Origin of the sequence: Snodgrassella sp., from assembly GCF_024103505.1 — a bacterium.
Taxonomy (GTDB): domain Bacteria; phylum Pseudomonadota; class Gammaproteobacteria; order Burkholderiales; family Neisseriaceae; genus Snodgrassella; species Snodgrassella communis.
The window spans coordinates 188490-215217 of the sequence record NZ_JAGGIJ010000001.1 but is presented as its reverse complement, the minus strand read 5'-3'; the positions used below and the strand labels follow the sequence as shown (position 1 = coordinate 215217).

21 protein-coding genes are annotated in these 26728 nt (G+C 44.0%); 6 read left to right on the top strand and 15 right to left on the bottom strand.

Going from position 1 to position 26728, the window contains the following annotated elements:
- Positions 1–15 precede the first annotated feature (15 nt).
- The 4 genes from J6578_RS00975 to J6578_RS00960 form a co-directional block, all read right to left on the bottom strand.
- On the bottom strand, positions 16–516 hold the full coding sequence (locus J6578_RS00975) for a dihydrofolate reductase (RefSeq protein WP_287953675.1): 501 nt from the start codon (positions 514–516) through the stop codon (positions 16–18).
- Positions 513–1307, bottom strand: a complete 795-nt coding sequence (locus J6578_RS00970) for a thymidylate synthase (protein WP_100112928.1) — start codon at positions 1305–1307, stop codon at positions 513–515. The genes J6578_RS00975 and J6578_RS00970 overlap by 4 nt, the downstream gene beginning before the upstream one ends.
- Positions 1308–1342: 35 nt before the next feature.
- On the bottom strand, positions 1343–2416 hold the full coding sequence (gene dusA / locus J6578_RS00965) for a tRNA dihydrouridine(20/20a) synthase DusA (protein ID WP_287953674.1): 1074 nt from the start codon (positions 2414–2416) through the stop codon (positions 1343–1345).
- 174 nt (positions 2417–2590) lie between these two features.
- Positions 2591–4408, bottom strand: a complete 1818-nt coding sequence (locus J6578_RS00960) for a tetratricopeptide repeat protein (protein WP_287953672.1) — start codon at positions 4406–4408, stop codon at positions 2591–2593.
- A gap of 394 nt (positions 4409–4802) precedes the next feature.
- Here J6578_RS00960 and J6578_RS00955 point away from each other — a divergent pair, with 394 nt between their 5' ends.
- Entirely contained in the window at positions 4803–4997 is a 195-nt protein-coding gene (locus tag J6578_RS00955) for a CsbD family protein (protein WP_037405673.1), read from the top strand.
- A gap of 85 nt (positions 4998–5082) precedes the next feature.
- On the opposite strand, the gene J6578_RS00950 is transcribed toward J6578_RS00955, so the two are convergent.
- Both J6578_RS00950 and J6578_RS00945 read right to left on the bottom strand, forming a co-directional pair.
- Positions 5083–5748: a hypothetical protein gene (locus J6578_RS00950; protein WP_287953670.1), complete on the bottom strand. Its 666-nt coding sequence runs from the start codon at positions 5746–5748 to the stop codon at positions 5083–5085.
- A 590-nt stretch (positions 5749–6338) separates the two neighbouring features.
- Positions 6339–6470 carry a hypothetical protein gene (locus J6578_RS00945; RefSeq protein ID WP_255356333.1) on the bottom strand — a complete coding sequence of 44 codons (132 nt, stop codon included), beginning with the start codon at positions 6468–6470 and terminating at the stop codon, positions 6339–6341.
- A gap of 355 nt (positions 6471–6825) precedes the next feature.
- On the opposite strand from J6578_RS00945, the gene J6578_RS00940 reads away from it, so the two are divergent.
- A complete protein-coding gene (locus tag J6578_RS00940) occupies positions 6826–7704 on the top strand; it encodes a LysR family transcriptional regulator (protein WP_287953668.1) in 879 nt (292 codons plus the stop codon).
- A 62-nt stretch (positions 7705–7766) separates the two neighbouring features.
- Here the strand turns inward: J6578_RS00940 and J6578_RS00935 are convergent, their stop codons facing one another.
- The 9 genes from J6578_RS00935 to J6578_RS00895 form a co-directional block, all read right to left on the bottom strand.
- Positions 7767–8738, bottom strand: coding sequence for an alpha/beta hydrolase (locus J6578_RS00935; protein WP_202806157.1), 972 nt, complete (start codon positions 8736–8738; stop codon positions 7767–7769).
- Positions 8739–8873: 135 nt separating this feature from the next.
- A complete protein-coding gene (locus J6578_RS00930) occupies positions 8874–10070 on the bottom strand; it encodes an MFS transporter (RefSeq protein ID WP_287953667.1) in 1197 nt (398 codons plus the stop codon).
- Between the two features lie 487 nt (positions 10071–10557).
- Entirely contained in the window at positions 10558–12123 is a 1566-nt protein-coding gene (gene guaA, locus J6578_RS00925; protein ID WP_093090603.1) for a glutamine-hydrolyzing GMP synthase, read from the bottom strand.
- Between the two features lie 1304 nt (positions 12124–13427).
- Positions 13428–13874 (bottom strand): SsrA-binding protein SmpB, encoded by a 447-nt coding sequence (gene smpB, locus J6578_RS00920; RefSeq protein ID WP_037405662.1) that lies wholly within the window; start codon positions 13872–13874, stop codon positions 13428–13430.
- 127 nt (positions 13875–14001) lie between these two features.
- The gene (locus J6578_RS00915) at positions 14002–15342 is read right to left on the bottom strand and encodes an MFS transporter (protein WP_239428070.1); all 1341 of its coding nucleotides are present in this window, start codon (positions 15340–15342) and stop codon (positions 14002–14004) included.
- A gap of 87 nt (positions 15343–15429) precedes the next feature.
- Positions 15430–16446: a ketol-acid reductoisomerase gene (gene ilvC / locus J6578_RS00910; protein ID WP_037490844.1), complete on the bottom strand. Its 1017-nt coding sequence runs from the start codon at positions 16444–16446 to the stop codon at positions 15430–15432.
- Between the two features lie 84 nt (positions 16447–16530).
- Positions 16531–17022, bottom strand: coding sequence for an acetolactate synthase small subunit (ilvN, locus tag J6578_RS00905; RefSeq protein WP_093090597.1), 492 nt, complete (start codon positions 17020–17022; stop codon positions 16531–16533).
- The gene (gene ilvB / locus J6578_RS00900) at positions 17019–18791 is read right to left on the bottom strand and encodes a biosynthetic-type acetolactate synthase large subunit (RefSeq protein WP_239364980.1); all 1773 of its coding nucleotides are present in this window, start codon (positions 18789–18791) and stop codon (positions 17019–17021) included. The genes ilvN and ilvB overlap by 4 nt, the downstream gene beginning before the upstream one ends.
- A gap of 390 nt (positions 18792–19181) precedes the next feature.
- A complete protein-coding gene (locus J6578_RS00895; RefSeq protein WP_093090593.1) occupies positions 19182–20039 on the bottom strand; it encodes a chorismate mutase in 858 nt (285 codons plus the stop codon).
- Between the two features lie 251 nt (positions 20040–20290).
- Here J6578_RS00895 and J6578_RS00890 point away from each other — a divergent pair, with 251 nt between their 5' ends.
- From J6578_RS00890 to J6578_RS00875, 4 genes are read left to right on the top strand one after another with little or no spacing between them, the layout of a single operon-like run.
- A complete protein-coding gene (locus J6578_RS00890; RefSeq protein WP_093090591.1) occupies positions 20291–21289 on the top strand; it encodes an HlyD family secretion protein in 999 nt (332 codons plus the stop codon).
- 1 nt (position 21290) lies between these two features.
- Entirely contained in the window at positions 21291–24080 is a 2790-nt protein-coding gene (rbbA, locus tag J6578_RS00885; RefSeq protein WP_287953665.1) for a ribosome-associated ATPase/putative transporter RbbA, read from the top strand.
- Complete coding sequence (locus tag J6578_RS00880) at positions 24081–25208, top strand: ABC transporter permease (protein ID WP_287953663.1); 1128 nt, start codon at positions 24081–24083, stop codon at positions 25206–25208.
- Between the two features lie 31 nt (positions 25209–25239).
- Entirely contained in the window at positions 25240–26718 is a 1479-nt protein-coding gene (locus tag J6578_RS00875) for an efflux transporter outer membrane subunit (protein WP_287953661.1), read from the top strand.
- The last annotated feature ends 10 nt before the right edge of the window (positions 26719–26728 follow it).

Sequence of the window (26728 nt, the reverse complement as noted above, 5' to 3'; positions counted from 1 at the left end):
TCTTTAGATAGAAGCTCAGCGCCGTACAAAATGCTGCAAATCATAAGCAATACTATTTTTACTGCTGATATGACTGCTGCTTTCTATTTGCTGCCATTCATTGGTGTCAATTGCAGGGAAAAAGGCATCACCCATAACGCTCACATGAATTCTGGTTAAGCGCAAATCAGTGGCCAACGGCATCGCCTGAGCGTAAATTTGCGCTCCACCCATAATAATAATTTCCGGGCAATCCGCCAGTTGCTGAATCGCCTCTTCGATATTGTGACACAAAATAGCCCCGCTGAATTGCTGCTCTTGCTGCCGGCTAATAACATAGTTTGGCCGCCCCTGCAGCGGTTTCTTCGGCAGTGATTCCCAGGTTTTGCGCCCCATCACCACGGGCTTACCCATGGTGTAATTTTTAAAAAATTCAAAATCTTCAGGTACGTGCCAAGGTATACGGTTGTTTTCACCGATACAGTTGTTATCATCAGCCAATGCGGCAACTAAGGTAATTTTGTTGTGTTTATTCATACTGCTACTGGGGCTTTAATATGGGCATCTGGATGATAATCAGAAAGTGTGAAATCTTCAAACTGGAATGAAAACAGGTCTTTAATCTCGGGATTAAGGTGCATTTGTGGCAGCTTTTTCGGGCTGCGGCTTAATTGCAGCTTTGCCTGTTCGAAGTGATTGCTGTACAGATGAGCATCGCCCAGTGTATGAATGAACTCACCTACCTTTAAATCACATACCTGAGCAATCATCATCGTCAGCAAAGCATAGCTGGCAATATTAAATGGTACGCCCAGAAAAATATCCGCACTACGCTGATAAAGCTGGCACGACAGTTTGCCTTCGGCGACATAAAACTGAAACAGCGCATGGCAGGGAGGCAAAGCCATTTCATCTACTAAAGCCGGATTCCACGCTGAAACAATCAGGCGGCGGCTGTCCGGATTGGTTTTAATCTGTTGCAGCAGATTGCTTATCTGGTCGATATGGCGGCCATCCGGCGCAGGCCAGCTACGCCACTGATACCCATATACTGGGCCCAGATTGCCATCGGCATCGGCCCACTCATCCCAGATGGAAACATTGTGCTCATGCAAGTAGCGGATATTGGTATCCCCACGTAAAAACCACAGTAGTTCGTAAATAATGGAACGTAAGTGCAGCTTTTTGGTGGTGAGTACAGGAAAGCCATCAGCCAGATTAAAGCGCATCTGATAGCCGAATACCGAGCGGGTACCAGTGCCGGTACGGTCTGCCTTATCTACACCGTGGTCGAGCACGTGTTGCATTAAATCAAGATACTGTTGCATGCGGATTATCCAATACAAAATAGGGCAATTGTAACTTAAATTGATACAGGCTGGCTGATGCTGCTGTTTTTCACTGCCTGCCATGCTGCGGCAATCAGGCTGGCATTGTTATCTTTTAACAATGCAGCATCGGATAACATGCGCCGCCACTGGCGTGCACCTTGCAGGCCGTGCATCAGCCCCAGATAATGCCGTGCCATATGGCGTAAAGAATGATCTGGCTTGGCCAGTTGCTGCTGCGTATAGTCGATTAACTGTTCAACCAGCGCCTCATATTCAACGGCAGGCTGCCTGCTGCCATAGAATTCAGCATCCCAACTGCGCATTAGCATCGGATTATGATAAGCCTCGCGCCCAACCATCACCCCATCCACATATTGCAGATGCTGGCTGATTTGTTCATTGGTGGTAACGCCACCATTAAGAATAATTTCCAGATCAGGAAATTCCTGTTTCAGACGATAAACGTAATCATAACGCAGCGGCGGAATATCACGATTATCTTTGGGAGATAAACCCTCCAGCCATGCATTGCGCGCATGCACAATAAAAATACGGCAGGCTGTTTGCTCGCGTAATGTACCCACAAAATCAGCCAGTGGCTGGTAGGCTGTTTCTTTATCCAGTCCAATGCGGTGCTTGATGGATACCGGAATGGATACAGCTTCCTGCATCGCATTCAGACATTGCGCTACCAGCGCAACTTCGCGCATCAGACAGGCTCCAAAAGCACCTTGCTGTACCCGCGGGCTGGGGCAGCCACAGTTCAGATTGATTTCATTGTAAGCATAACCGGCGGCAATTTTTGCTGCCTGCGCCAAAGCTGTGGGGTCACTGCCGCCTAGCTGCAAGGCAACAGGCTGCTCCTGCGGGTGATAAGCCAGTAATTTATCGCTATTACCATGAATGATTGCATTGGCATTAATCATTTCCGTATACAGCCATGCGTTTCTGGTAATCAGTCTGGCCATGTAGCGGTAGTGCTTGTCTGTCCAGTCCAGCATGGGCGCCACAGACAAGGTTCTTTTCGGCTGAGGGCTGTTATCAGGCTGACAACCACTACCTTGCACAGAATCATCTGTACCGCTTAACCGTTTATTTTCTTGCATAATCCAGCATTCTTAAAACATCAGTGAAATCAAGCTGAGCCAGAAACTCAGCTCAGCCATTCCCCCGTATTTATTTTCTCATAAAGCTAGATTATACATGGCTTAACTAAGCAGCTTGCCTTTACTGCGTGCTAAAAATGAATCTTTGCATCAATCTCTAATTATTTAAGTAGTTTAACGCAGTGGCACTTGAGACTTAATCAACCTGATTTGTTTCCCTTGCTGTTTTTTCTTGAAATGATTTTGCAGCCATAATTTATGCTGTAATTTACACTGCGGGCCTAAATAAATATTATCAATATGATTTTCTACATTAGTGTATTCAACGTATAGACTAGTAGTGGACTGGTAGCCTTGAGGTTCTACAATATTTTTGTCACCAATATGAGTGATATAAATCATACGACATTCATCTTCATCTTCAAAAGCAGCATGTTTTATCAGGCAAGAAATAGGTAAAACAGTCAAACTAAGCAATTGCTTTAGATTTGGTATATCTTTTAGGTGTTTATTATTTAAAAGTTTACCCATTGATTTTCTTATTTCGTTCAATCTGGTGCGAATATCTTTGATCTTTGTCTTTTCATTTAATTCTTTAGTATATTTTAACCATTCTTTATCGATGGTAGCAGTTCCTTTTTTTTCGCCACACATTTCCAGATAAAACGATTGTTTATTGCGTTTGGCTAAAGCCATATATTCAGTTTTTGGGTCAAAATACAGGCAACGATATAAAGGCAGAGGATGAAGTGTATCGTTACTTTTATTTTCTGTTTGTATAGTCTCAAGTTCTATTTGTTCATTATTGACGGGTATAATAGGCTTAATGCTGTCTACTGGTGCTATTTCATTACTGATACTGCGTTCAGTATCCAGACCAAAAAAATTCTGATTAAAAGCAATACTTACGCCGGAGCCAGAGATATTATCTTCATTACCGTATAAACGGAACTGGTTTAAAGAATTATGATTAAAAGAAAAACTGGCTAAAAAACTTTTGATTTCATTATCCGAATTATTTGTAATATTTAGCCAGTTGGTTAATACCTGATTTTCACTGGGGTCATTCATAAAATCGACGATATTCAGCCGAAACTTACTGGGATTGTCTCCTTTAAGCAGATTAAATAAGACTGCCGGCTTGGTATAATGGGCAACGCGCCGTTCCGGCTCCTTTACCTCTGTGTCAGCATCAGGTGAGTTGTTTAGATTGAAAGAAACTAATAATCTATCTTTTATGTCATTAACTGACGTACAAATATTTTTAGTATTCACAAGAATTAAATCTTTTAAATTCTCTTTAATTGAATTAGAGCTAGGATTAATATCCATTAGTTCTAATATAACTCTGGCGGAAACATAAATATAAGACTCAGAAATGAAATATTTGATTTTATTATAATAATCTCGGGCTTTATCGCTGTCGTTTTTTTGAAAAAAATAAATGTTAGCCAGATTAAGCTGAGCTATAGAGTATAATTGCTGAGCATCACTTTTTAAAATTTCTGAAAAACAGGTTGCAGCATCTTTATAATTTTTTGTTTTATTTAGATAAAGACATCCTAAATTAAATTGTGCTCGAGGATAAAATACAGGAGAGTTTTTTTTAGTGATATTTGAATAGCAGCCTATAGCCTTAGTATAATTATGTTTTATATTGTTATAGATAACTCCTAAATTGAATTGAGCTAGAGGATAAAGTTCTGGAGAATTTTCTTTAGTGATCTTTAAGTAGCATTTCTCAGCCTTATCATAGTTGGTTTTTTTATTTAGATAAAGACCTCCTAAATTAAATTGAGCTGCTGAATAAAATTCAGGGGAGTCTGCTTTGGTGATATCTGACCAGCAGGCTTCACTCTGATCATAATCGTGTTTTATATTTCTATACAATTGTCCTAAATTAAATTTAGCCCGTGCATATTTTTCATTCCCATCGTCACGTGTAATTTGACGGTATTGCTCAATTAACGCATCAATATCATTATTTTCCATTACTAATCCTGTTTTAGCGGGTTTTAGGTTTTTGTTACTGTACTTTGGGTTATTGACTTATCTTGTTTAAATTTAACGAATAATTATATTTAAAAACCGTCTTAAATAAAACTGTATATGACTATTGTTGAGGTAGCAGGTTTTATCTTGCCTGAGAAAAAGCACTGTAGCGCGGCGATTATTAATATGTAATTATGGATAAGTGTTTGTTTAGGTTAATTAATTGTATGATTTGCTTATTTTGCAATGATATTTGTAATTAGCTGCAAAAGTGGGCTTTAACCATTGCAGGCGATTGATTGTCTCTCTATGATAAGTTTTTGAAGGATAAGAATTTAGCAGTAGTTTAATTTAATGCTGTTGTAAACAGTAAACAAACAGAATGGAGATGGTTATGAGTGACAATGGATTCGTTGATAAAGCTAAAGGCGAAGTAAAAGAAAACGTTGGTAAGGTAGTTGGTGATACTAAAACTCAGTCTGAGGGTATGGTAGACAAGGCTGTTGGTGGTGTAAAAGACGCCGTTCACGATATGTCTAATGCGATAGATGGCGCTGTTGATTCGATTAAGAAAAAACTTCAGGATTAATATCTGAAATGATAAATAAGCCGCTCAATAAGAGCGGCTTTTTGGTGATGGGCTTAAATATTTTAATTGATGGTTTATCGTCAATTTATTTCTGCTCCTCCAGATCTAATCCTTTTATTAAATCTGGATATTGATTAATGATTTTTTCAGTGGCATCCATAACAATTCGATTACGATACAGGATTAAGCTGATAAAAATCAGATCGATTCCAATCATAGTACCAAAAGCATAAGAAAATATTGATGGACCGATACTTGAACTCAAAATAGATAGCATTAGTGTTAGCAATATGGCCAGAATGAATATAAAAATAATTGACCATGCTGTGCTGCTCATAAGTCTTTTTAGCCGTAATTTTTTTTTCTTGCTTTTGTTTTTCAGTGAAAAGGGATTATGATAACAATAATTTAAATCGTTTTTATTCCATATAACTCGTCTGAGGCCTTTATGGTGAACTCCTTGTGCCACATAAAGATTGAATAAAAGCTCTATATCATCACTATGATTTTCTTCCCAAAAATCTATTTGGCTTAAATCCAGATACTTTAAATAGGGTATTGACATTAATGCCAGCTTTCTTTCCATGGGGCTGGCATTTTTATCATTAAGCTCTTTTCTGGTTGTTTTTAAGTACTCTGAAATTTTTTTCATATCGTCTTCAGACGGAAGAAATTGTTGTGAGAAAAATTCACGGATACAACTCAAAGAAAATATAAATATTAAAGATTTGATTATTGAAATAATATCCATTTTCAAATTTACGCTTAGTTAGAGATTGATTTATGTTTACGTGATTTAACTTTAAAATAAGAAGTTATTTTTGTCAAAGGTTATATTGATTTAGAGTGGGATTTATTTTGAAATTTGTGTGCATTGATTAACAGATTGCCAATCACACCAACGACTGTAAATGCCAACCGATAAATGGCAATCTGGTTGGTAGTGATGGCTATTTGTTTGGCCAAAAAACTTCTATATGAGTAAGGTTGCAAAATGGGTGATGATGGCCGCAGAAGCAATCATATGTACGAATTTTAAGTGTTTAAGGTGAATAATTGTTGCAAACTGCTTTTGTCCCAATCAGGCAGTGCCGTATGGCGGGCGGGATAAAGGCCAGAATAAATGCAGCAATGAAACCCAATAATCCCAGTAGTAAAAAAATAAGCATCCGTCTATGGCGCTGCTGATTTAGTTAAGAAGTATGCTGTATGTTTTGTACGGGATATTATCAATATTTGGTGCTTAGGCGTACTTGGGTTTGGTCTGTATGCAGTTGCAAGCCATCTGCAAGGCAAATTGGCGGGCAGGGAAGGTGCTAAGTTGATAGAGGCTGAATTTTATTAGTTAGCCTGCAACGCATCGGTACCTGCTGGCAATACAATGGCTAGAAAAAACTGTTGTAAATGATTCTGCTTAGTCGCCAGTAGTCTGTCTACGCTTAGTTGTGCTGTTAAAGCTGGTGTTGGGCGCATTTTATTGCTCTGGCTAAAAATCGGGCTTGTATCGGCGATGAAATTAGCTGTAATTAATCTATTTGGCTGGTTATTTATGCTGGTTTTGTTTGTTTGCGAAGAATAAGGGTTGTGGCTGGTTTTCTTTGTAAAGTGGTGATTGAGAATGGGAAATGGCTTTGCTGAATCATTTTTTCAGGATAGTCAGGTTTGATTTTAAGCTGATGTGGTTGCAATGTGATTATGTGGTAGGCTGATTTTTGATAGATAAGATTGATTGCTGGTTAAATATTAGGTTAATACCGGGTAGTTATGCTGAATTAGATATTTTGTCCAGACGGCGTATTTTGGCTGTCTGGTTGGGAGGGGTAAACGGGTGGATATTAAGGTTTTACGTTATTTTCTGGCGCTGGCCAGACAGGAAACTGTGACTGCTGCGGCCGATTATTTGCATATTACTCAGCCAACGCTGTCGCGCCAGCTTATGGAGCTGGAAGAGGAGCTGGGAAGTAAGCTGTTTATCCGGGGCAGCCGGAAGATTATGCTGACAGAAGAAGGTATGCATTTGCGCCAGCGTGCTGAGGAAATTCTTGATCTGGTACACAAAACTGAAGCTGAATTTCATCAGTCTGATAAAACGCTTAGTGGTGATATTTATATTGGCTGTGGTGAAACAGACGCTTTAAGGCCGGTAGTAAAGGTGATTAAGGCGATGCAGTTGGATTATCCGCATGTTCGTATTCATATTTATAGTGGTAATGCGAATGATGTGACGGAACGGATTGATAAGGGTTTACTGGATTTCGGGGTATTGATTGATCCTGTTCATCTGGAGAATTATGAATCTTTGTGTTTGCCGCAGAAAGATAAATGGGGGGTATTGATGAGAAAGGATGATGAGCTGGCTGAGCGTGATTTTATCCGACCGGAAGATTTATGGGATTTGCCACTGATTATGTCGAGACAGAAGTATGTGAGTGACGGTATCGCCAGATGGATCAAAAGGGATTATAACAAGCTTGATGTGGTTGCTACGTATAATCTGATTTTTAATGCGGCGTTGCTGGTGGAGCAGAATGTGGGCTATGCGCTGTGTCTGGACAAGCTGGTTAATACTAGTGGGGAAAGTAGGCTCTGTTTCAGGCCGTTGGAACCGCTACTGGAAGTTGATGTGAATGTTGTCTGGAAAAGGTATCAGTTATTTTCGCGGGTTTCTACTCTGTTTTTACAACGCTTGAAAGCAGGTATTTTGTAAGGCTATACCTGCACTTATAAGCGATGCTTAATGTGCAGGTTATAAATATTTATGAGGTGGTTTTAGTGCAGATTTGCCTTGAAGAATGAGGTAAGTTTGTTAAATGGTATCAGGTCAACGCGGTCGTATAGATCAACATGGCCGGCATTTTTGACATAGTAAAGCTCTTTAGGCTCGGCTGCACGGCGGTAAGCATCTTCGCTGAATTCTTTGGAATGGGCTTTATCACCGGTGATAAATAATAATGGCCGCGGAGAGATGGTTTCTATGTCGTTGAAGGGGTAGAAGTTCATGAATTTGGGGCTGCTGGTCAGGGTGGGATGGGTGGTTAATTCCGGTTGAGAGCCTGCCGGGGTAAATTCGCCACGTGCGGTGCGGTAAAAATCATAAAATTCATGGGCAATCGGGCTGTCTTTGGCGGTAATTTGCCCTTTATTAATGGTACCGCCGGTATATAAGGTTTGTCCGCCGGTAAATTCTATGTCACGCTGTTGTGCTGCCTGCTGTATGATTTGTTTTCTTTGTTGCAGGGTGAGTGAATGATTGAGGCCATTGCGACTTGCGGCCCCCATGTCGTACATGCTGACTGTGGCAATGGCTTTGAAACGTGGGTCGATTTTGGCGGCGCTGATTGCAAAACTGCCGCTGCCACAAATGCCGATTACGCCTATGTTGTTGCGGTCAACAAAAGGCTGGGTACTTAAAAAATCGACAGCGGCACTGAAATCCTCGCTGTACATGTCGGGCAATACGGCATTGCGTGGTTGTCCTTCGCTTTCTCCCCAGTATGATAAGTCGATTGCCAGTGTGACAAAGCCCTGTTCGGCCATTTTGGTGGCGTATAAATTGGCGCTTTGTTCTTTTACTGCGCCCATGGGATGGCCGACAATGATGGCCGGGTATTTGGTGTTTGCTGCTAATGTTTTCGGTGTAAACAGGTTGCCAGCCACTTTCATTTTATACTGATTGAGAAAGCTGACTTTGTGCATGGTTACTTGTTTGCTTTGATAAAAGTTATCTGCGTGGTTTGACATATTGGCTCCGATTGACAGTGGGGAAAACAGTCCGAAAAAACTGAGACATATGGTTATGAAAATTTTCTTTTTGAGATAAAGGCAGATGTTTTGCATGATTTGCAACTTTCTTTGTTGAATAGGGTGAAAAATAATTTATGAAAAGGGTTTGGCTGTTGTGCGGGTATGTTGTGCAAAGCTGGTTTTGATGAGTAGTAGTGCTGCGATAAAAATTAGTGCTGAACTTAAGAAAATTCCTTGTATGCCCTGATGGTCATAGATGATGCCGCCTATGGCCGCAGCTAAACCGATTGCAAATTGTATGGCGGCCACAGACAGGCCACCCATTATTTCGGCTTTGTTGGCCAATGTAATGGCTATCCATGTTGACCAGCCGACAGGTAGAAAACCAAACATGAACCCCCATGCAACAATAAGTGCTGAATCGGTAGCCAGATTGTTGTGGCTGAACAGTAATGTAACGGCCAGAATGAATAAAATGATGTGGCTGATTATCATGGCCAGTTTAAAGTGTTTATGCATTATCCATCCGGCGAAAATGGTGCCGGCAAAATTGCCGCTTCCGAAAATCAGTAACAATATGGATAAGGTATTAGCTGGCAGGGCTAGGGTATGTTGCAGAAAGGGTCTTAGGTAGGTGAAGAAAATATGGTAGCCGCCATAGCTGAAGATGGTGGCCAGCATTCCGGTGGCAACCCATGGCTGTTTTAAGAGTAAGAGCATTTGTTTGAAGTTGCTATCTGCTTGTGCCGGCAGGGCGGGTAATGTGAGGAGTTGGCAGATAAATGCGGCAACGCCTAGAAGTGCGGTGAGCAGGAAGATGCTTCTCCAGCCGATGATGTTGCCCAGATAACTGGCCAATGGCAGGGAAATGATGGTAGCCACGGATACGCCGGCGTAGACAATGCTGAGTGCGCGCGAAATATCCTTTTCCGGTACCAGTTGTATGGTGACGGCGGATGCTAATGACCAGAAACTGCCGACACATAATCCCAATATGCAGCGTCCGATAAGCAGCAGTATATAGTTCGGGGCAAAGGCAATTAATGTATTTGCTCCTATGAGCATGGCCGACATGATTAATAAAACTGTGCGTCTGTTGGTGGTTTTGGCTACGGATGAAAGGAAGAGGCTGGCTATTACGGCAAAAATACCTACTGCGCTAACTGTTTGCCCAGCCATGCCTTCGGTGATGTTCAGGGATTTAGCTATTGGTGTAAGCAGGCTAATTGGGACAAATTCGGCGCTGATGAGGCTGGTAACGCCCATAAATAATGAGAAAACGGCAAACCAGTGTGCTGTTGCTGGTGGCTGATGGGTTTGCTGCTGCATTATTGCTCAATCTCCGTTATTTGCTTTGTGCAATTGATGTGGTATTGGTTTTTTGGCAATTGTGTAGGCATTCACGCTGTTTTATTGTCTGTTTTATTCTACGATTGCTACTTTTACGCTGTTTTAAACAGTATAAGTAGCTAGAATTACTATGTAAAATACTTATATTTTATGGCTATTGATGCCTGAAAAGCATGGTTAGATAATTTTTTAGGGATGATTTGTACTGAAATTTGCTTGGGAGAGAGGAGTAAATGCTGGCGTTAGCTGGCTAAGATAAGTAAGTGAAGGTGTGAAAGATATTTCAATCAGTTTGTGGTTGGAAGTAAGGTTAAGAATGGAAATATTGCTGTTATTTTTCTGAATATGTGTTTTTTATTGCTGGTGGCTGGAATAAGCAGGGTTTTGGGACGATAGGATGCTGAAAAAGAAAAAGCCTTGTATGAACAAGGCTTTTGGGGGTTACGTTAATGTTGTGTGTGGCGCGTTATTCCCACTCAATGGTAGCGGGTGGTTTGCCGCTGACATCGTAAACCACTCGGTTGATGCCGCGAACTTCGTTGATGATGCGGTTGGAAACGCGGCCGAGTAAGTCGTAAGGCAGGTGTGCCCAGTGGGCAGTCATGAAATCGCTGGTAATCACGGCGCGTAATGCCACTACATATTCATAGGTGCGGCCGTCGCCCATAACGCCTACGGATTTTACCGGCAGGAAAACGGCAAATGCCTGACTGGTTTTGTCGTACCAGGATAGACCATCTTCATCACAGGTGTTACGCAGTTCTTCGATAAAGATGTGGTCGGCACGGCGCAGTAAGTCGGCATATTCGCGTTTAACTTCGCCCAGAATACGCACGCCCAGACCGGGACCGGGGAAGGGATGGCGATATACCATGTCTCGTGGTAGTCCCAGTGCGACGCCTAGTTCGCGTACTTCGTCTTTGAAGAGGTCGCGCAGTGGTTCCAGTAGTTGCAGGTTTAGAGTTTCCGGCAGGCCGCCTACGTTGTGATGGCTTTTGATGGCATGTGCTTTTTTGGTTTTGGCACCGGCGCTTTCAATTACGTCAGGGTAGATGGTGCCTTGTGCCAGCCATTTGGCGTTTTGCCGTTTGCCGGCTTCGCGCTGGAAGACTTCGACAAATTCGGCACCGATGATTTTGCGTTTGCGTTCGGGATCGGTTTCGCCGGCGAGTTTTTCGAGGAAATCGACAGAAGCATCGACGTGAATTACGTTTACGCCAAGGTTTTTGCCGAACATGTCCATAACCATTTGCGCTTCCTGATAGCGCAACAGGCCATGATCAACGAAAACGCAGGTGAGCTGGTCACCGATGGCGCGGTGAATCAGGGCAGCGGCTACGGAAGAATCCACGCCACCGGAAAGGCCGAGGATAACTTCATCGGTGCCAACCTGTTCGCGAATTTTGGTAATGGCTTCTTCGATGTAGTTAGGCATTGTCCAGCTTGGTTTAGCCTGACAGATGTCCAGTACAAAGCGGTTGATTAATTCGCGTCCCTGTTTGGTATGGGTAACTTCGGGGTGAAACTGTACGCCATAGAAGTGTTTTTGTGGGTTTTCGATGATGGCGTAAGGACAGCTAGGGGTGTGGCCAATGCTTTTGAAGCCTGCTGGCAGTTTGCTTACTTTGTCGCCGTGGCTCATCCATACATCCAGTGTGTTGGGCTGGTTGTCGAAAATACCATTGGTAAACTGGCTGTCTTCTGTATGCACCTGAGCATAACCGAATTCGCGCTGGTCGCCACCGCTGACTTCACCACCCATGGTGTGTGCCAGCCATTGCATGCCATAGCAGATGCCAAGAATGGGGATACCCAGATTAAGGATTTCCGGATTGGCCTGATAGTCTGATTCGTATACTGAATTGGGGCCACCAGACAGGATAATGCCTTTGGGGGCGAATGCCTTGATGTCGGCAATGGGCATATCGAATGAATGTAATTCACAGTAAACATGAGCTTCACGTACGCGCCGGGCGATAAGCTGGGTTACTTGTGAACCAAAATCGAGAATTAAAATTTTATCCTGATTCATGCTAGGCTCTTGACAGGTGTTTGAGTATGAAGCGAGTTATTTTAACACTTTTCTGCTTTTATTTCTGCAAGTGCTCTGTATGTGGAAGATTAGTATTGTGAAGAATAGGCTGTCTGGCTGGATAATATGATTTATGTGTTTATTTTATAGATGCTGTTTTTGCTGTTTTGTGAGTTGAATACTATTATGGCTTTTATCAGTTTCTCTTTTCGGTTTTGTGCCAGAGATTTCAGAATGTTGATAAACTGGCTATGATGGTTGTAACATTTTGTATCAAATAATTTTTTTCAAAATTGATAGAGGGATGAGCTTTTGGGTTTATGATGGGGTTGGTGGTAAAGTTTGTGCTGAACTCAATGGCTATGGTGTTGCGATACCTGTTGTGAATTTTTTGAATATAGGTAACTGATTCTAGATAGCAGATATTTATTTTGGTGTTTCTACGTAAATAGCCTTGGGCGTGAAATGAATTGGTTTGATACTGCGCCGTTTGTTTTTATATAGTTTGAAAGATATGATGGTACCTATTGCTGCTAATAAAAAATTACTACGCTGCAATCACTATCATTGATTGGGATTGGTAGTCTGCAAAGTAGGGATGTTAAGGCACTCTCGCTGGCCAAAACGGATAATTTTTTGCATATGCTTTAGAATTGCATTGCTATTTCTATATGATTTTCAAGTTTTTTGGTTGATAGCTTATGCTTTTGCTGGGTGTTATTTTTTCAATTAAAGTCTAGCTATTAGTTGTTGAAGAGGAAATATTTCTCTAGTGCATTGCTAATGAAGCCGGATTTATCGGCATTTGCGTGGACTTTCGCCCTTTAGTTCTTGGTTGGTGTGAAGATCGTAAATACGAATAGTGGCTTTGGGAAAGGATGCACATAGGGAATTTTTAACGGTGTAGATGCCTGTGCCATGTGCCAGCAATTTCATTTTAGGTAATAAATCTTTACCATTTTCATCCTGAGCAATGAGGCGGTAATCTCCGTTGACTGTTATGCAGCCGTTTAATATTAGCAGTCCTAAAAGAAAAGCAGTTTTTTCATCGCTAATTTCTCTTTTTTGTTTTTGAAAACAATGGTTATGTTGTACTTTTAAGTTTTATGTATAATATATTTTAACAGGTTTTGTGTAGTTATATATTGAAAAGATGTACTTTTTAATTTTGTTTTGAGTTGGGTATGTTTTCTATGTGGCTGTTATTTTATGCATAGGTGGATTAACAGGTATCTGAATTCTATTAAAAAGGGAAATTGAAAAACATCAATTTCCCTTTTTAATATTTTTTGATTTGGCATGAGTTAGCGAGCCTGTTTCATTAGCCGTTGTTTTTCGCGGTTCCAGTCTTTTTCTTTGCTGCTCTGGCGTTTGTCGTGCTGTTTTTTCCCTTTGGCTAAGCCCATGTCGATTTTGACATAGCCATGGCTGTAATGCATGTTGACGGGAACGAGGGTATAGCCACTGCGTTCTACTTTACCAATCAGTTTGTTGATTTCGGACTGTTTCAGTAGAAGTTTCCGCTGACGTACTGGATCAGGTTTAACGTGATTGGAGGCGGTGGGTAATGCGGTGATGTGGCTGCCAACTAGGTAGAAAGCACCTTTTTTCCACTGGATATAGCTTTCTTTGATTTGCACCCGGCCTGCACGAATGGCTTTGACTTCCCAGCCTTCCAGCACGATGCCGGCTTCTATCTGTTCTTCAATAAAGTAATCGTGAAAGGCTTTTTTATTGTTGATGATGCTCATATTAGTTTTCTGCTACGCTGTATTTTTGTGTCTATTTTAGCAGAAAGAATGGGTAATGGAGACAGATTACGGTTGAATGTGGCGAATAAATAAAAAACCGATTGGATTAATCGGTTTCTTATTTGCTTCAGTTGTCAATTTCCTGACGGTGGGTTTCAGGCAATAGTAGGACGGCTAGCATGCTGAGCACGCAGGAGGCGATCAAAAACCAGCCAACGTACACGGTGCCTTGTAAGCTGTATTCTTTAACTAGCCATGCGGCGGTAAAGGGTGTGAGTGAACCGCCCAAGATGCCGCCAAAGCTGAATGATATGGCCGCACCGGTATAACGTACGTTGGTAGGAAATATTTCCGGTAAATACGCTGCCAGTGGTGTCCATAGAATGCCCATAACGAATAAGGAAAAGGACAGAAAGATGGCTGCGACAGTTGTGCTGTTACAATTGATTAAATCACCGTAGAAATAACCGATTATGACGGTTAGGATGCCACCAATTAAAAATATTGGACGGCGACCGATTTTATCGGAAAGCCATGCTGAGACAGGCGAACCTAAAGCCATAAATACTATGGCACTCATCAGGATGAATAGGTAATCAATTTTGTTAAACAATGGTGCGCTTTGCCATGGATGCTGTGTGGTGGCATATTGCAGGGAAAATACTGTAGACAGAAAAAACAGGGTAAAGCATGACATGGCCGCCAGTGAACCAAGGATAAGCTGTTTGTAATGCTTACGGACGGTATCAGCCAGTGGCACTTTTACTGCATTCTGTTTGGCAACCATGCTGCGAAAGGCATTGCTTTCAATGATGGACATGCGTACATACATGCCGAGGCCAACTAGTACTATGCTCAGCAGAAAGGGAATACGCCAGCCCCAAGCCATCATTTGTTCGTTGCTCAGGCTTTTAGACAGGATAATAAATATCAGGCTCGCGGTAATAAAGCCGATAGGAGGCCCGATTTGTGGAAACATGGCGAAGAGGGCGCGTTTGCCTTTGGGTGCATTTTCGGTAGCCAGTAAGGCGGCACCACCCCATTCGCCACCCAACCCAAGTCCCTGACAGAAGCGCAGGATGCATAAACAGACTGGTGCAAAGATGCCAGCTTGTTGGTAGGTTGGCAGAAAGCCAATCAGGGTAGTGCTTATACCCATTATCAGTAAGGATGCAATCAGGGTGGTTTTGCGGCCGACTTTATCGCCAAAATGGCCGAATAGTGCTGCTCCAATGGGGCGGGCGATAAAGGCGATGCCGAAGGTCAGAAATGAGTGCATGACGGCAAGTGCCGGATCCTTGTTTGTAAAAAACAGGGTATCCAGTACCAGTGCAGCGGCCAAGCCATATATATAGAAGTCGTAAAATTCTACGGCTGTACCCACCAAGCTGGCAACGGCAACTTTAGTAGGGGAATTTTGGGTGATTTGAGGTGCAGATTCGGACTGCGATGCGGGTGTGTTTGTCATAATTATTTTGAGTTCGTGGTTGAAAAAGCTTGTATATGAAGTTGCATACACAAGCTTTTCTGGTACAAGCAAACTTAGGTAGTTAAACTAGTTTTTATCCTGATCAACCAGTTTGTTTTTGGCAATCCATGGCATCATGCTGCGTAACTGGTTACCGATGATTTCGATCGGATGCTCAGCATTCTGACGACGACGGGCAGTCATGGACGGGTAGTTGGTAGCACCTTCCACGATAAAGGATTTGGCATAATCGCCGTTTTGAATGCGTTTTAATGCTTCGCGCATTGCCTGACGTGAATGTTCATTCACTACTTGCGGGCCGGTGAAGTATTCGCCATATTCTGCATTGTTGGAAATGGAGTAGTTCATGTTGGCAATGCCACCTTCGTAAATTAAGTCTACGATTAATTTCATTTCATGCAGACATTCAAAGTAAGCCATTTCGGGAGCATAGCCGGCTTCTACTAGTGTTTCAAAACCGGTTTTGATTAATTCAACCAGCCCGCCACATAATACGGCCTGTTCGCCGAAAAGGTCGGTTTCGGTTTCTTCTTTGAATGTGGTCTGGATAACGCCGCCTTTGGTACCACCGTTGGCTGCTGCGTAGGATAGGGCAATGTCACGGGCACGGCCGCTTGCATCCTGATGCACGGCAATCAGGCTAGGTACACCGCCACCTTTGAGAAATTCACTGCGTACGGTATGGCCGGGGCCTTTGGGCGCAATCATGACTACGTCCAGATTTTTGGCGGGAATAATCTGGTTGTAATGAATATTGAAGCCATGGGCAAAAGCTACGGTGGCATTGTCTTTCAGATTGGGGGCAATTTCGTTTACATATACTGCCGGCTGAAATTCATCCGGGGTAAGAATCATGACTACATCAGCTGCTTTGGTTGCTTCAGCAACTTCGCGTACGTCATGGCCGGCATTTTCTGCTTTGTGCCATGAGTTACCATTTTTGCGTAAGCCTACAATTACGTTAACACCTGAATCTTTCAGGTTGGCGGCATGAGCATGGCCTTGTGAACCATAACCAATAATGGCTACGGTTTTGCCTTTGATTAATGACAGGTCGGCGTCTTTATCATAATAAACTTGCATGGTTATTCCTTTGGTTTAATACTTTGATTTTAAAATCAGGTTTTTGGTATGGCGTGAAGCCAGTTATGTTGTCAGAATGTCTGATTAAATACGCAACATGCGCTCACCACGGCCTATGCCGGCGGCTCCAGTGCGAACGGTTTCCAGAATCAGTGTTTTTCCTACGGTATCCAGAAATGCGTCGAGTTTGTTACTGGTGCCGGTGATTTCTACGGTGTAGGTTTTATCGGTAACATCGATAATATGACCGCGGAAAATATCAACCAGACGCAATATTTCATCGCGATCTTTGCCGGTGGCACGCAGTTTAACGAGCATTAATTCGCGTTCGACGTATTGGCTGTCATTGAGGTCGATTACTTTGATAACTTCAATCAGTTTGTTCAGCTGTTTGGTTATCTGTTCCATGACTAGATCGCTACCGCTGGTAACGATTGTCATACGTGAAAGGGTTTTGTCTTCTGTGGGCGATACAGACAGGGAATCGATGTTGTAGGCTCGAGCTGAAAATAGCCCTACGATACGACTCATGGCTCCGGATTGATTTTCCATCAGAATAGATAAAATGTGTCTCATGATGCACTCCGGCTATTCTGTTCACGGTCGCTGCCAGCGGCAGCTTGGGTTGTATTCATATGTGGTGGTAAAACCATTTCATCCAGACCTTTGCCATTGCCAACCATTGGATAGACATTCTGGGTACGATCGGTAATGAAATCCATAAATACTAGCCGGTCTTTGAGGGCAATGGCTTCTTTGAGGGCACTTTCTATATCGGCTGTTTTTTCAACTCGAATGCCTACGTGGCCATAGGCTTCTGCCAGTTTGACGAAGTCGGGCAGTGAATCCATATAGGTTTCGGAGTAGCGGTTGTCGTAGTATAACTCCTGCCACTGGCGAACCATGCCGAGAAAACCGTTATTCAGGTTGATTATTTTGATGGGCAGGCGATACTGATAACAGGTAGACAGTTCCTGTATGTTCATTTGGATGGAACCTTCACCGGTAATGCAGAATACGTCTTCCTCTGGTCTGGCTAATTTGGCACCCATGGCATAAGGCAAACCGACGCCCATTGTGCCCAGTCCGCCAGAGTTGAGCCATTGGCGAGGCCGCTGAAAGGGGTAATACTGTGCAGTAAACATCTGGTGCTGGCCGACATCGGAGGTAATGAGGGCATTATTGTTGGTAATTTTGGCCAGTGCCTGTATTACTTGCTGCGGCTTGATGTATTCGTCGGTGTTTTCAAACCACAAGCTGTTATGGCTGCGCCAGTTTTCAATGGTTTTCCACCATCTTTCCAGTGCGTTGCTGTTGAAAGCCAGATTTTGCTTCTGCCACAGGGCGAGTAAATCAGCAAGGACGTTTTTTACATCTCCAACAATCGGTACGTCTACTTTCACGCGTTTGGCAATGCTGGACGGGTCAATATCGATATGGATGATTTTTTTGCCATCATCGGTAAATTTATCTGCTACAGAGATAACGCGGTCGTCAAAGCGTGCGCCCACGGCCAGTACGACATCTGCATTTTGTAAGGCCAGATTGCCTTCGTAGCAGCCATGCATACCTACCATACCCAGAAACTGACGATTAGTGCTGGGGAATGCGCCCAGTCCCATCAGGGTAGATACACAGGGGATGCCTGTAGACTGGATTAAATCGGTGAGGATATTGCTGGCGTTACCCAGTACTACACCGCCGCCAAACAGGATAATCGGGCGTTTTGCCGCGGCCATTACCTGTGCTGCTTTTTTAATCTGGCCAGTATGTCCGTGGATAACCGGCTGATAGGAGCGGATGTTGATGTCTTCCTGCGGATAGCTGAATTTTGCCATTGCTTGAGTAACATCTTTGGGTACATCGATAACCACTACTCCGGGTCTTCCGGTACGGGCTAGCTGGAATGCTTTTTTTACGGTCTCGGCCAGTTCGCTGATGTGTGTTACCAGAAAATTATGTTTAACGCACGGGCGGGAAATGCCAACGGTATCTACTTCCTGAAAGGCATCGGAACCTATGGCCGGTGTGCCAACCTGACCGGAAATGACTACGAGGGGTACTGAATCGGAGTTGGCGGTGGCAATGCCGGTAATGGCATTGGTGGCGCCCGGGCCGGAAGTAACCAGTGCTACACCGATTTTTTCACCATTGCTGGCACGTGAATAGGCATCGGCAGCGTGTACTGCGGCCTGTTCGTGTCTGACAAGTATATGGCGAAATTTTTTTAATTGAAAAATGGCGTCGTAAATTTCGAGAACTGCTCCGCCGGGATAACCGAAAACATATTCTACATTTTCGGCCTTGAGACTCTGCACGAGTATTTGTGCACCTGAAAGTTGCATATCAACCTCTTATGTTCTAGTAGTCCGACTGACACGTTACCAATGCATCTTCATCCGGTAAGATTTAATAAATGTAAACAGCGATTTAAGGTACGCGAATGCACTTATTGTGATGAACTCTTGGTTCTGTGTCCGGTAGTCGGATTAGCAAGTTTGGGTTAGCTAAATGAGTCTTTACAATAAAGCAGGTATAGATGTTAAGCAAGTGCTAATTTCAGAAAAAATGTTACTTTTATACTTGCTTTGATTTATTTTATGCTCTTTTTTTTCGTATTTGGGAAATAAAATGCTAAATTTAGACAAATTTTGATGCTTTTCTGTGCTTATTTGTCTAAATTTGAATAAATTATATGTTTTTGATAATTATAGGATTTTAGACTTATTGTCCAGTTAATAGATGACAATGTGTGCTCCTGCTGCCTGTGCCAGTTGCATAAGTGTTGCGCTATTCATATAAGCATGGGCAAGGTGGGAAATATTAGCAACAATGGGCAGATGGGTAATTTGTCTGGCTTTAACAATGGCTTCGACGTCGAGCCGGTATGGGGCGTTTCGCTCCAGACTTAATGTTCCGGCTTCGCCAAGCATCAGATGGTGGTTGCCCTTAAGGGCGATGTGCTCCGCTGCAATCAGCCAGTCATCAACTTGATGATGTTTGTCTTTACACAGTACTACTGGGATGTTCAGACAGCCCACTTCGTTGAGTAAGGTACGGTTAGACATTAATTCTCCCCCCAGATAGATAATATCTGCTTCTGCCTGTAAGGCCGGTTCGAGCTGGCGTACATCTCTGATTCGTAACCAAACAGATTTATTAGCCTGATGTGCCTGTTTAATCTGTTGCTGCATGTTGATGCTGTGCTGTAATGGTGGTGTATAGGGTGATGCTGCTTGATAGAAGGGGTCGATAAATATGTTGGTGCTTTCTGGCAGTTGTGAACTGGTCATTGTGGCAACTAGCTGACATTGCTGTCCGCCAAACTGCTGGCCGCGAACGGTGATGATGGTGTCCTGTTGTTGTGTTTCGCGGCTGATGATGCGCCAGTCCTGTAGGATGCGTAATGCTTTTTCTACGCCGGCTAGGGCTTCAAGCTCACGGGGTTCGAATACTCTTTCATCACCGACTGCACCGATAATGGTACGTTCTTCGCCGTGTGATATGTGTTCATGCAATCCGCGCTGGCGGATAAAGGTAATAACGTTGTTGATTTGGGCTGCTGTTGCCTGACGCTGCATTACGATAATCATGTCGGTAATCCTTGAAAGCGGTTTGCTGATTGTCAGAAAAAATCAGGATGCTGACAAGTACTGCTTGATATGGATCAGGAATCAGTCTTTCAATTTAAGCTGTCGGTGATTATGGTAACTGTACAACAGTGATAGTAAACTATTGTTATCGATAAATAGGGTATATATTTTATGTGTTAACTTGGGTGAGAAAGGTTTGGCGAATTTCGTGACGCGGAATCAGTAAAAACAGTTCACTCAGGGACGGATAAATGAAAACAAGAAGACTGTTGTTTGTGTTGGTGGTGCTGGCATTGGTGGGGTTGGCGGTGTGGGTTAATATGCGCAGCCATACATCTTTACCAGATGGTTTTGCTGGCGGCAATGGTCGCATGGAGTTAAAACGGCTGGATGTGGCTACTTTATATTCTGGCCGAGTAGTGGAAATGAAAGTGGATGAGGGGGATATGGTAGCCAAAAATCAGGTTTTGGCTGAACTTTCATCTGATCAGACCAGTAGTAAGCTGGCGGCTGCGCGTGCGGATAAACAACGCGCACAGGAAAATGTAGCTAAAGCAGAGGCGGAAATTGCTGCTCAGCAACAGGCACATAAAGTTGCGCAGATGGATCTGGATAATACGCGCCAGCTCAGATCAGATGAGCTGGTATCTTCGCCGGAATTACGCCGGCGTTTGGCTGACCGCGATGCGGCTATTGCTAAAGTTAAAGCGGCGCAGGCGGCGCGCGCTGAGGCACAGGCCGCGGTGAAACAGGCGCAGGCGCAAATTGATGCTACTTCTTCCGCAAACAACGATATGCTGATTCGGGCGCCTAAAGCCGGCAGGGTTGAGTACCGTATTGCTGAAGCCGGTAATGTGCTGGGCGAAGGCAGTAAGGTTGTGTCGCTGCTGGACCCAACTGATGTAACGCTGTCAGTGTATTTGCCTACGGATACTATTGGTAAGCTTAAGCTTGGCGATGAAGCACGGATTGTTCTGGACGGGATGAATGCTGTCTGGCCGGCAAAAGTTGATTTTATTGATTCCAATGCCCAATTCACGCCCAAGTTTGTGGAAACGCTGAATGAGCGGCAAAAGCTGATGTATAAGGTTAAGCTGAAAATTCCACCACAGGTTGCGTTGCAATATAGTGGTTTGCTTAAGGGCGGCTTAACGGGTAATGGCTATATCCGTTTTGATAATAGTAAGGCGTGGCCGCAGCAGTGGCAGGTTAATCTACCCAGTGTGAAACAACCCGCCAAAGGTGTCTGAGATGGATAGTACTGCCAAAGCGCAGGCTGGCACAGGAGAAAACTGGGCTGTTGATTTACGCCATGTGTCCCATCAGTACCGGCAGACGGAAGCTTTGCGCGATGTGTCGCTGCAAATCCGGCGCTGTGCGACTGTGGGTTTGATTGGACCGGACGGAGTAGGTAAGTCGACGCTATTGTCGCTGATTGCTGGTGTGAAGATTATTCAGCAGGGCGAGGTGCTGGTTTTTGGTGACAATATGGCGAATAAGCACAGCCGTCAGTTGTTAAGTCACCGTATTGCATTTATGCCGCAGGGTCTTGGGCAGAATCTGTATCCGACTTTATCGGTTAATGAAAATGTTGATTTCCATGCACGTTTATTCGGTTTGCGCGGAGCGATGCGGCATGAGCGTATTACACGGTTATTGCAGGCTACGGGGCTGACACCCTTTGCCGACCGGCAGGCTGGTAAGCTGTCGGGCGGGATGAAGCAGAAATTAAGTTTGTGTTGTGCGCTGGTTCATAATCCTGAATTGTTGATTTTGGATGAACCAACTACTGGAGTTGATCCTTTATCTCGACGGCAGTTCTGGCAGCTGATTGATGAATTGCGGCAGGAAAATCCGGATATGACGGTTATTGTGGCCACTGCCTATTTTGATGAAGCCAAGCGCTTTGAATATTTGCTGGCGATGGATGATGGCCGCCTGATTGTTAATGCACCAACGCAGCAGGTTCTGGAAGAGACGCATACGGATACGCTGGAACAGGCTTATGTGAAAATGCTGCCGGAGTCAAAACAGGATAAGGCCGGCAGCTTAAAGTTGACGCCGTTTGTACCCGATAAGGATTCGCCACCGGCAATTGAGGCAAGAGATTTAACTAAGCGTTTCGGGGATTTTGTTGCAGTAAATAATGTGAGTTTTACGATTGAGCGTGGCGAAATTTTTGGCTTTTTGGGCTCGAATGGTTGCGGTAAATCAACCACCATGAAAATGCTCACTGGTCTGCTCGACGCTAGCTCGGGTACGGCTCAGCTGCTTGGACACACGGTTAATGCCGATGATATGACGACGCGCATGAAAATTGGATACATGTCGCAGTCGTTTTCTTTATATGAGGAATTAACTGTTCGGCAGAATCTGGTTTTGTCTGCCCGTTTATATCGCATGGATGCGGCGCAGATTGAGCATTCGGTGCAGCAATCTTTACAACAGTTTGATCTGGTTGAGTTTGCTGATATTCAGCCAAGTGAGCTGCCTTTGGGTATCCGGCAGCGTTTGCAACTGGCTGCGGCCTGTCTGCATCATCCTCAGGTATTGATACTGGACGAGCCTACATCAGGGGTTGATCCGGTGGCCAGAGATATGTTCTGGCATCATCTGCTTGATTTATCAAGGAATAATCTCACCACGATTTTTGTGTCCACGCATTTTATGAATGAGGCACAACGCTGCGACCGGATATCGTTTATGCATCAGGGACGGGTGTTGGCTATTGGTTCACCAGCAGAGCTATGTGCCAACAAGAATACAGATGATCTGGAAACTGCATTTATTGATTATTTGCAGGAGGCAGTAGATAAAAATCAATCTAATCAGCCAGCAGCAGCTAAGGATAATCAGCCACAGGAAGCGGGATTGACGCAGTCTGCTGCTAAAGCAATGAATGTTGATGGTCTGAATTATTGGCTACAGACGGTATGGACTTTTGCTGTACGTGAAGGTAAGGAATTGTTGCGCGATAAAATCCGCCTGTTTTTTGCTTTGTTCGGACCGGTTGTTTTGATGATGATGGCTGCGTGGTCAGTGTCTTTTGATGTGGAGCATGTCAAGTTTGCGGTATTAGATCGTGATCAGACGGTGGAAAGCCGTGCTTTAATCGAACATTTTCGTGGTTCGCGTTATTTTACTTTTACTGGCAATCTGCACAATGCCAGTGAAGTTGATCAAACGTTGAAAATTTCGCAAGCCAGACTGGTTATTGATATTCCACCGCATTTTGGCCGCGATTTAATGCGTGGTGATAAGCCGGAAGTGGGGTTTTATGTAGATGGTACCATGCCGTTTATGGCGGAGAATATTAAAAGTTTTATTCTGGTGATATTGAATCGCTATGCTACGGTTCAGTGGGCGCAAAAAGGCTTGCCGATTTCACTTCAGCCTAATGCGCAGATTGCACCGCGCTATTTATACAATCAGGATTTTAAAAGTATTTTTGCGATAACACCCGGTATGATTATGATGGCAATGATGCTGATACCCGTTATGATGACAGCGCTGGGTGTGGTGCGTGAGCGGGAAATTGGCTCAATTACCAATCTGTATACATCTCCGGCTTCGGTAAGGCAGTTTCTGATTGGCAAGCAGATACCCTATGTTTTTGTTTCCTTTATCAGCTATCTGATTCTGGTGTGGCTGGCTGTAGTGGTACTGGGTGTACCGGTACGTGGCAGTTTCTTTGCCATGAGTCTGGGGGCACTGGCGCTGATTTGTGCAGCCACAGCGTTTGGTTTACTTATTTCCAGTTTTGTTAAGTCTCAGGTAGCTGCGATTTTTGGCTCCGCTATTTTGTCATTGATTCCGGCACTGAATTTTTCCGGTTTGCTTTATCCTTTATCTACGCTAACTGGTGTGAATTACTGGTTTGGCTGGAGTTTTCCCACTGCATGGTATCAGTTAATCAGTCTGGGCGGTTTTACCAAAGGTTTGGGTTTTCTGGATTTTATTAACTACTATCTGATACTGCTGGCATTTTGTCTGGTGTATGTATTTCTGGCCGGCTGCTTGTTGAAAAAGCAGGAGGTATAAATGCTGCAATGGTTTAAAAATGTATGGGTACTGAGCATTAAAGAACTGAAAAGTCTGCTGAGCGATGTGGTACTGATTGCCTTAATGGTGGTGGTATTGTCTGTAGCGATATATTCAGTGGCCACCAGTATTTCTACGGAAGTACGTCATGCTTCTGTGGCGGTAATGGATGCTGACCACAGTGTTCTGTCTTACCGAATCCGTGATTCTTTGCTGGAACCGTACTTCAAGCCTCCGGTCGAGGTGAAGCGCGAGGAAATTGATGCGGCTATGGATAAGGGTGATTATGTATTTGTATTGGATATTCCGGCTAATTTTGAACGTGATGTAGTGGCAGGGCGTTCACCTACCATTCAGGTACTGGCTGATGCTACTTCGGTAACGCAGGCTGGTATTGGCTTTAATTATTTAAGCCAGATTATTGATACTGAGACACGTGGGTTTTTACGTCAGCCTGTGGCAACTGAGTTTTCGCCGGTTACGCCGGTGCTGAATATCCAGTTTAATCCCAATGGTGAATCCTCATGGTTTATCGCTACGATGAATGTGGTATCGAATCTAACTTTACTGGCGATTATTCTGGTTGGAGCAGCGGTAATCCGTGAACGTGAACACGGAACGATTGAGCAGCTGCTGGTGATGCCGGTACATCCCAGTGAAATTGTGATGGCCAAGATTTTTGCCAATGGCGCGGTGATTTCGGTTGCTTCGCTGCTTTCGCTATGGCTGGTAATAGAGGGCTGGCTGAATATTCCGATTAATGGTTCAGTGTCTTTGTTTAGTCTGGGGATGCTGATTTATCTGTTTTCGGTGGCTTCGCTGGGAATCTGGTTTGCAACGCTGGCACCAACCATGCCGCAATTCGGTTTGCTGTGTTTGCCGATATATGTGGTAATGCGTTTGCTTTCTGGTTCAGAATCACCACTGGAAAGTATGCCGGCTTTTTTTCAATATATAACTTGGCTATCACCAGAAACTCAGTTTACTCAGTTTAGTCAGGATGTGCTGTTTCGCCAAGCTGGGCTGAATATTGTCTGGCCGAAAATTATTATGATGACAATCATGGGTGCGTTGTTTCTGGCTCTGGCTTTGTCGCGCTTTCGTGGCATGCTGGCGCAGCATTCATAATGATTGTGCCAAACTTTCGGGAAGTAAGGTAATGAATAAAAAATGGTTGCCGCTATTACTGGCTATGGGCTTAATGGCAGGCTGTAGCAGAACTGATATTCAGGTGAAATCCACTGTAGCTGTCGCGCCTCAATTTGATCACAATGCTGCTGCCCGTGGCACGGTTGATATCAGCCACTGGTGGCAGAGCTGGCCAGATCCGGTATTGAATGACTTAATTAATTCAGGTTTAAAAAATAACCGCGATTTAGCCAAGATGAAGGCCAATATGCTTTCAGCCCGTGCCAGTGCGGCCATGGTGGAGTCGGATCTCAGCCCGCAGGCCGGAGTAGAAAGCAGTGGCAGCTTCCACCGCTACAACGGTGCCAATGCGCTTAAAGATCTTGATCTGCCGGGAATCGGTAATACCAAAGATTATTTACAGGCGGCCGGTTCGCCTTTGGGTGCCAATCGCAGTCGCTTGCATGGCAATACAGTGCAGGCGGGTTTTACAGCCAGCTGGGAGCCGGATGTATTTGGCCAGAAGCGTAGTGATGCAGATGAAATGTATTATCTGAGCCTGAGTGAAACGGAGCGCTGGCATGGTGCTCAGATGGTTCTCAGTAGTGAGATTGCTGATAATTATCTGAAAATGCGTGCTATGCAGCAGCGGGCGAAAGTAGGTGAGCACAGTGTAGCCACGCTGAAACAGTTGCAACGCTATACAGTAGGCCGTTTTCGCGCCGGTCAGGTTACAGCTTATGATGTCAGGGAAGTTACTGCCAAACTGGCTGGTATGCAGGCACAGATTGCCACTTATCAGGCGCAGGCAGATGTCTATCAGCGCAATATAGCGGTATTAATCGGCCAATCACCGCAAGGATTTACAATTGCCCCTGCAACTTTAGACATTTTTCAGCATATTCCTGCTGCACCAGCCGGGCAACTGCCACTGGACGTCATTACCCGCCGGCCGGATATCCGTACTCAGGAAAATATAGTGAAAGCAATGAGTGCGGGTCTGGCCAGTGCCAAAGCTGATCGATTACCTCGTTTTTTTCTTAATTTTTTGTGGCAAACTGGTCAGATACATTTAAATAACAATACATCATATTTAAAAAATGTTGGTGGTCTGCTTGATGCCGGAATGACGATTCCAGTATTTACTGCCGGCCGGATTAAACACAATATAGAACGAGCGGATGCGCAGTTACAGGCCACCATTGCCAAATATGATAATATGATTTTGCAGGCACTTGCCGAAGTGGATAATACCTATCAGATGCAGTTTAGCCTGTATAAACAAACTCAGTTAATGCATCAGGCGCAAACGCAGGCCGCCAGCCAGGCCAGTGCTGCTGAAAAATTATTTCGTTATGGCAATATGACGCTGGATCAAAGTCTGCGCGCACGTCTGAATGCAGAAGATTTGGACGATAAGCAGATTCAGGGTAGGCTGGAAATGGCACGTAATCTGGTGAATCTGTATAAAGCACTTGGAGGCGGCTGGCAGGTTAATGATGCACAATAGCAAGTATCCG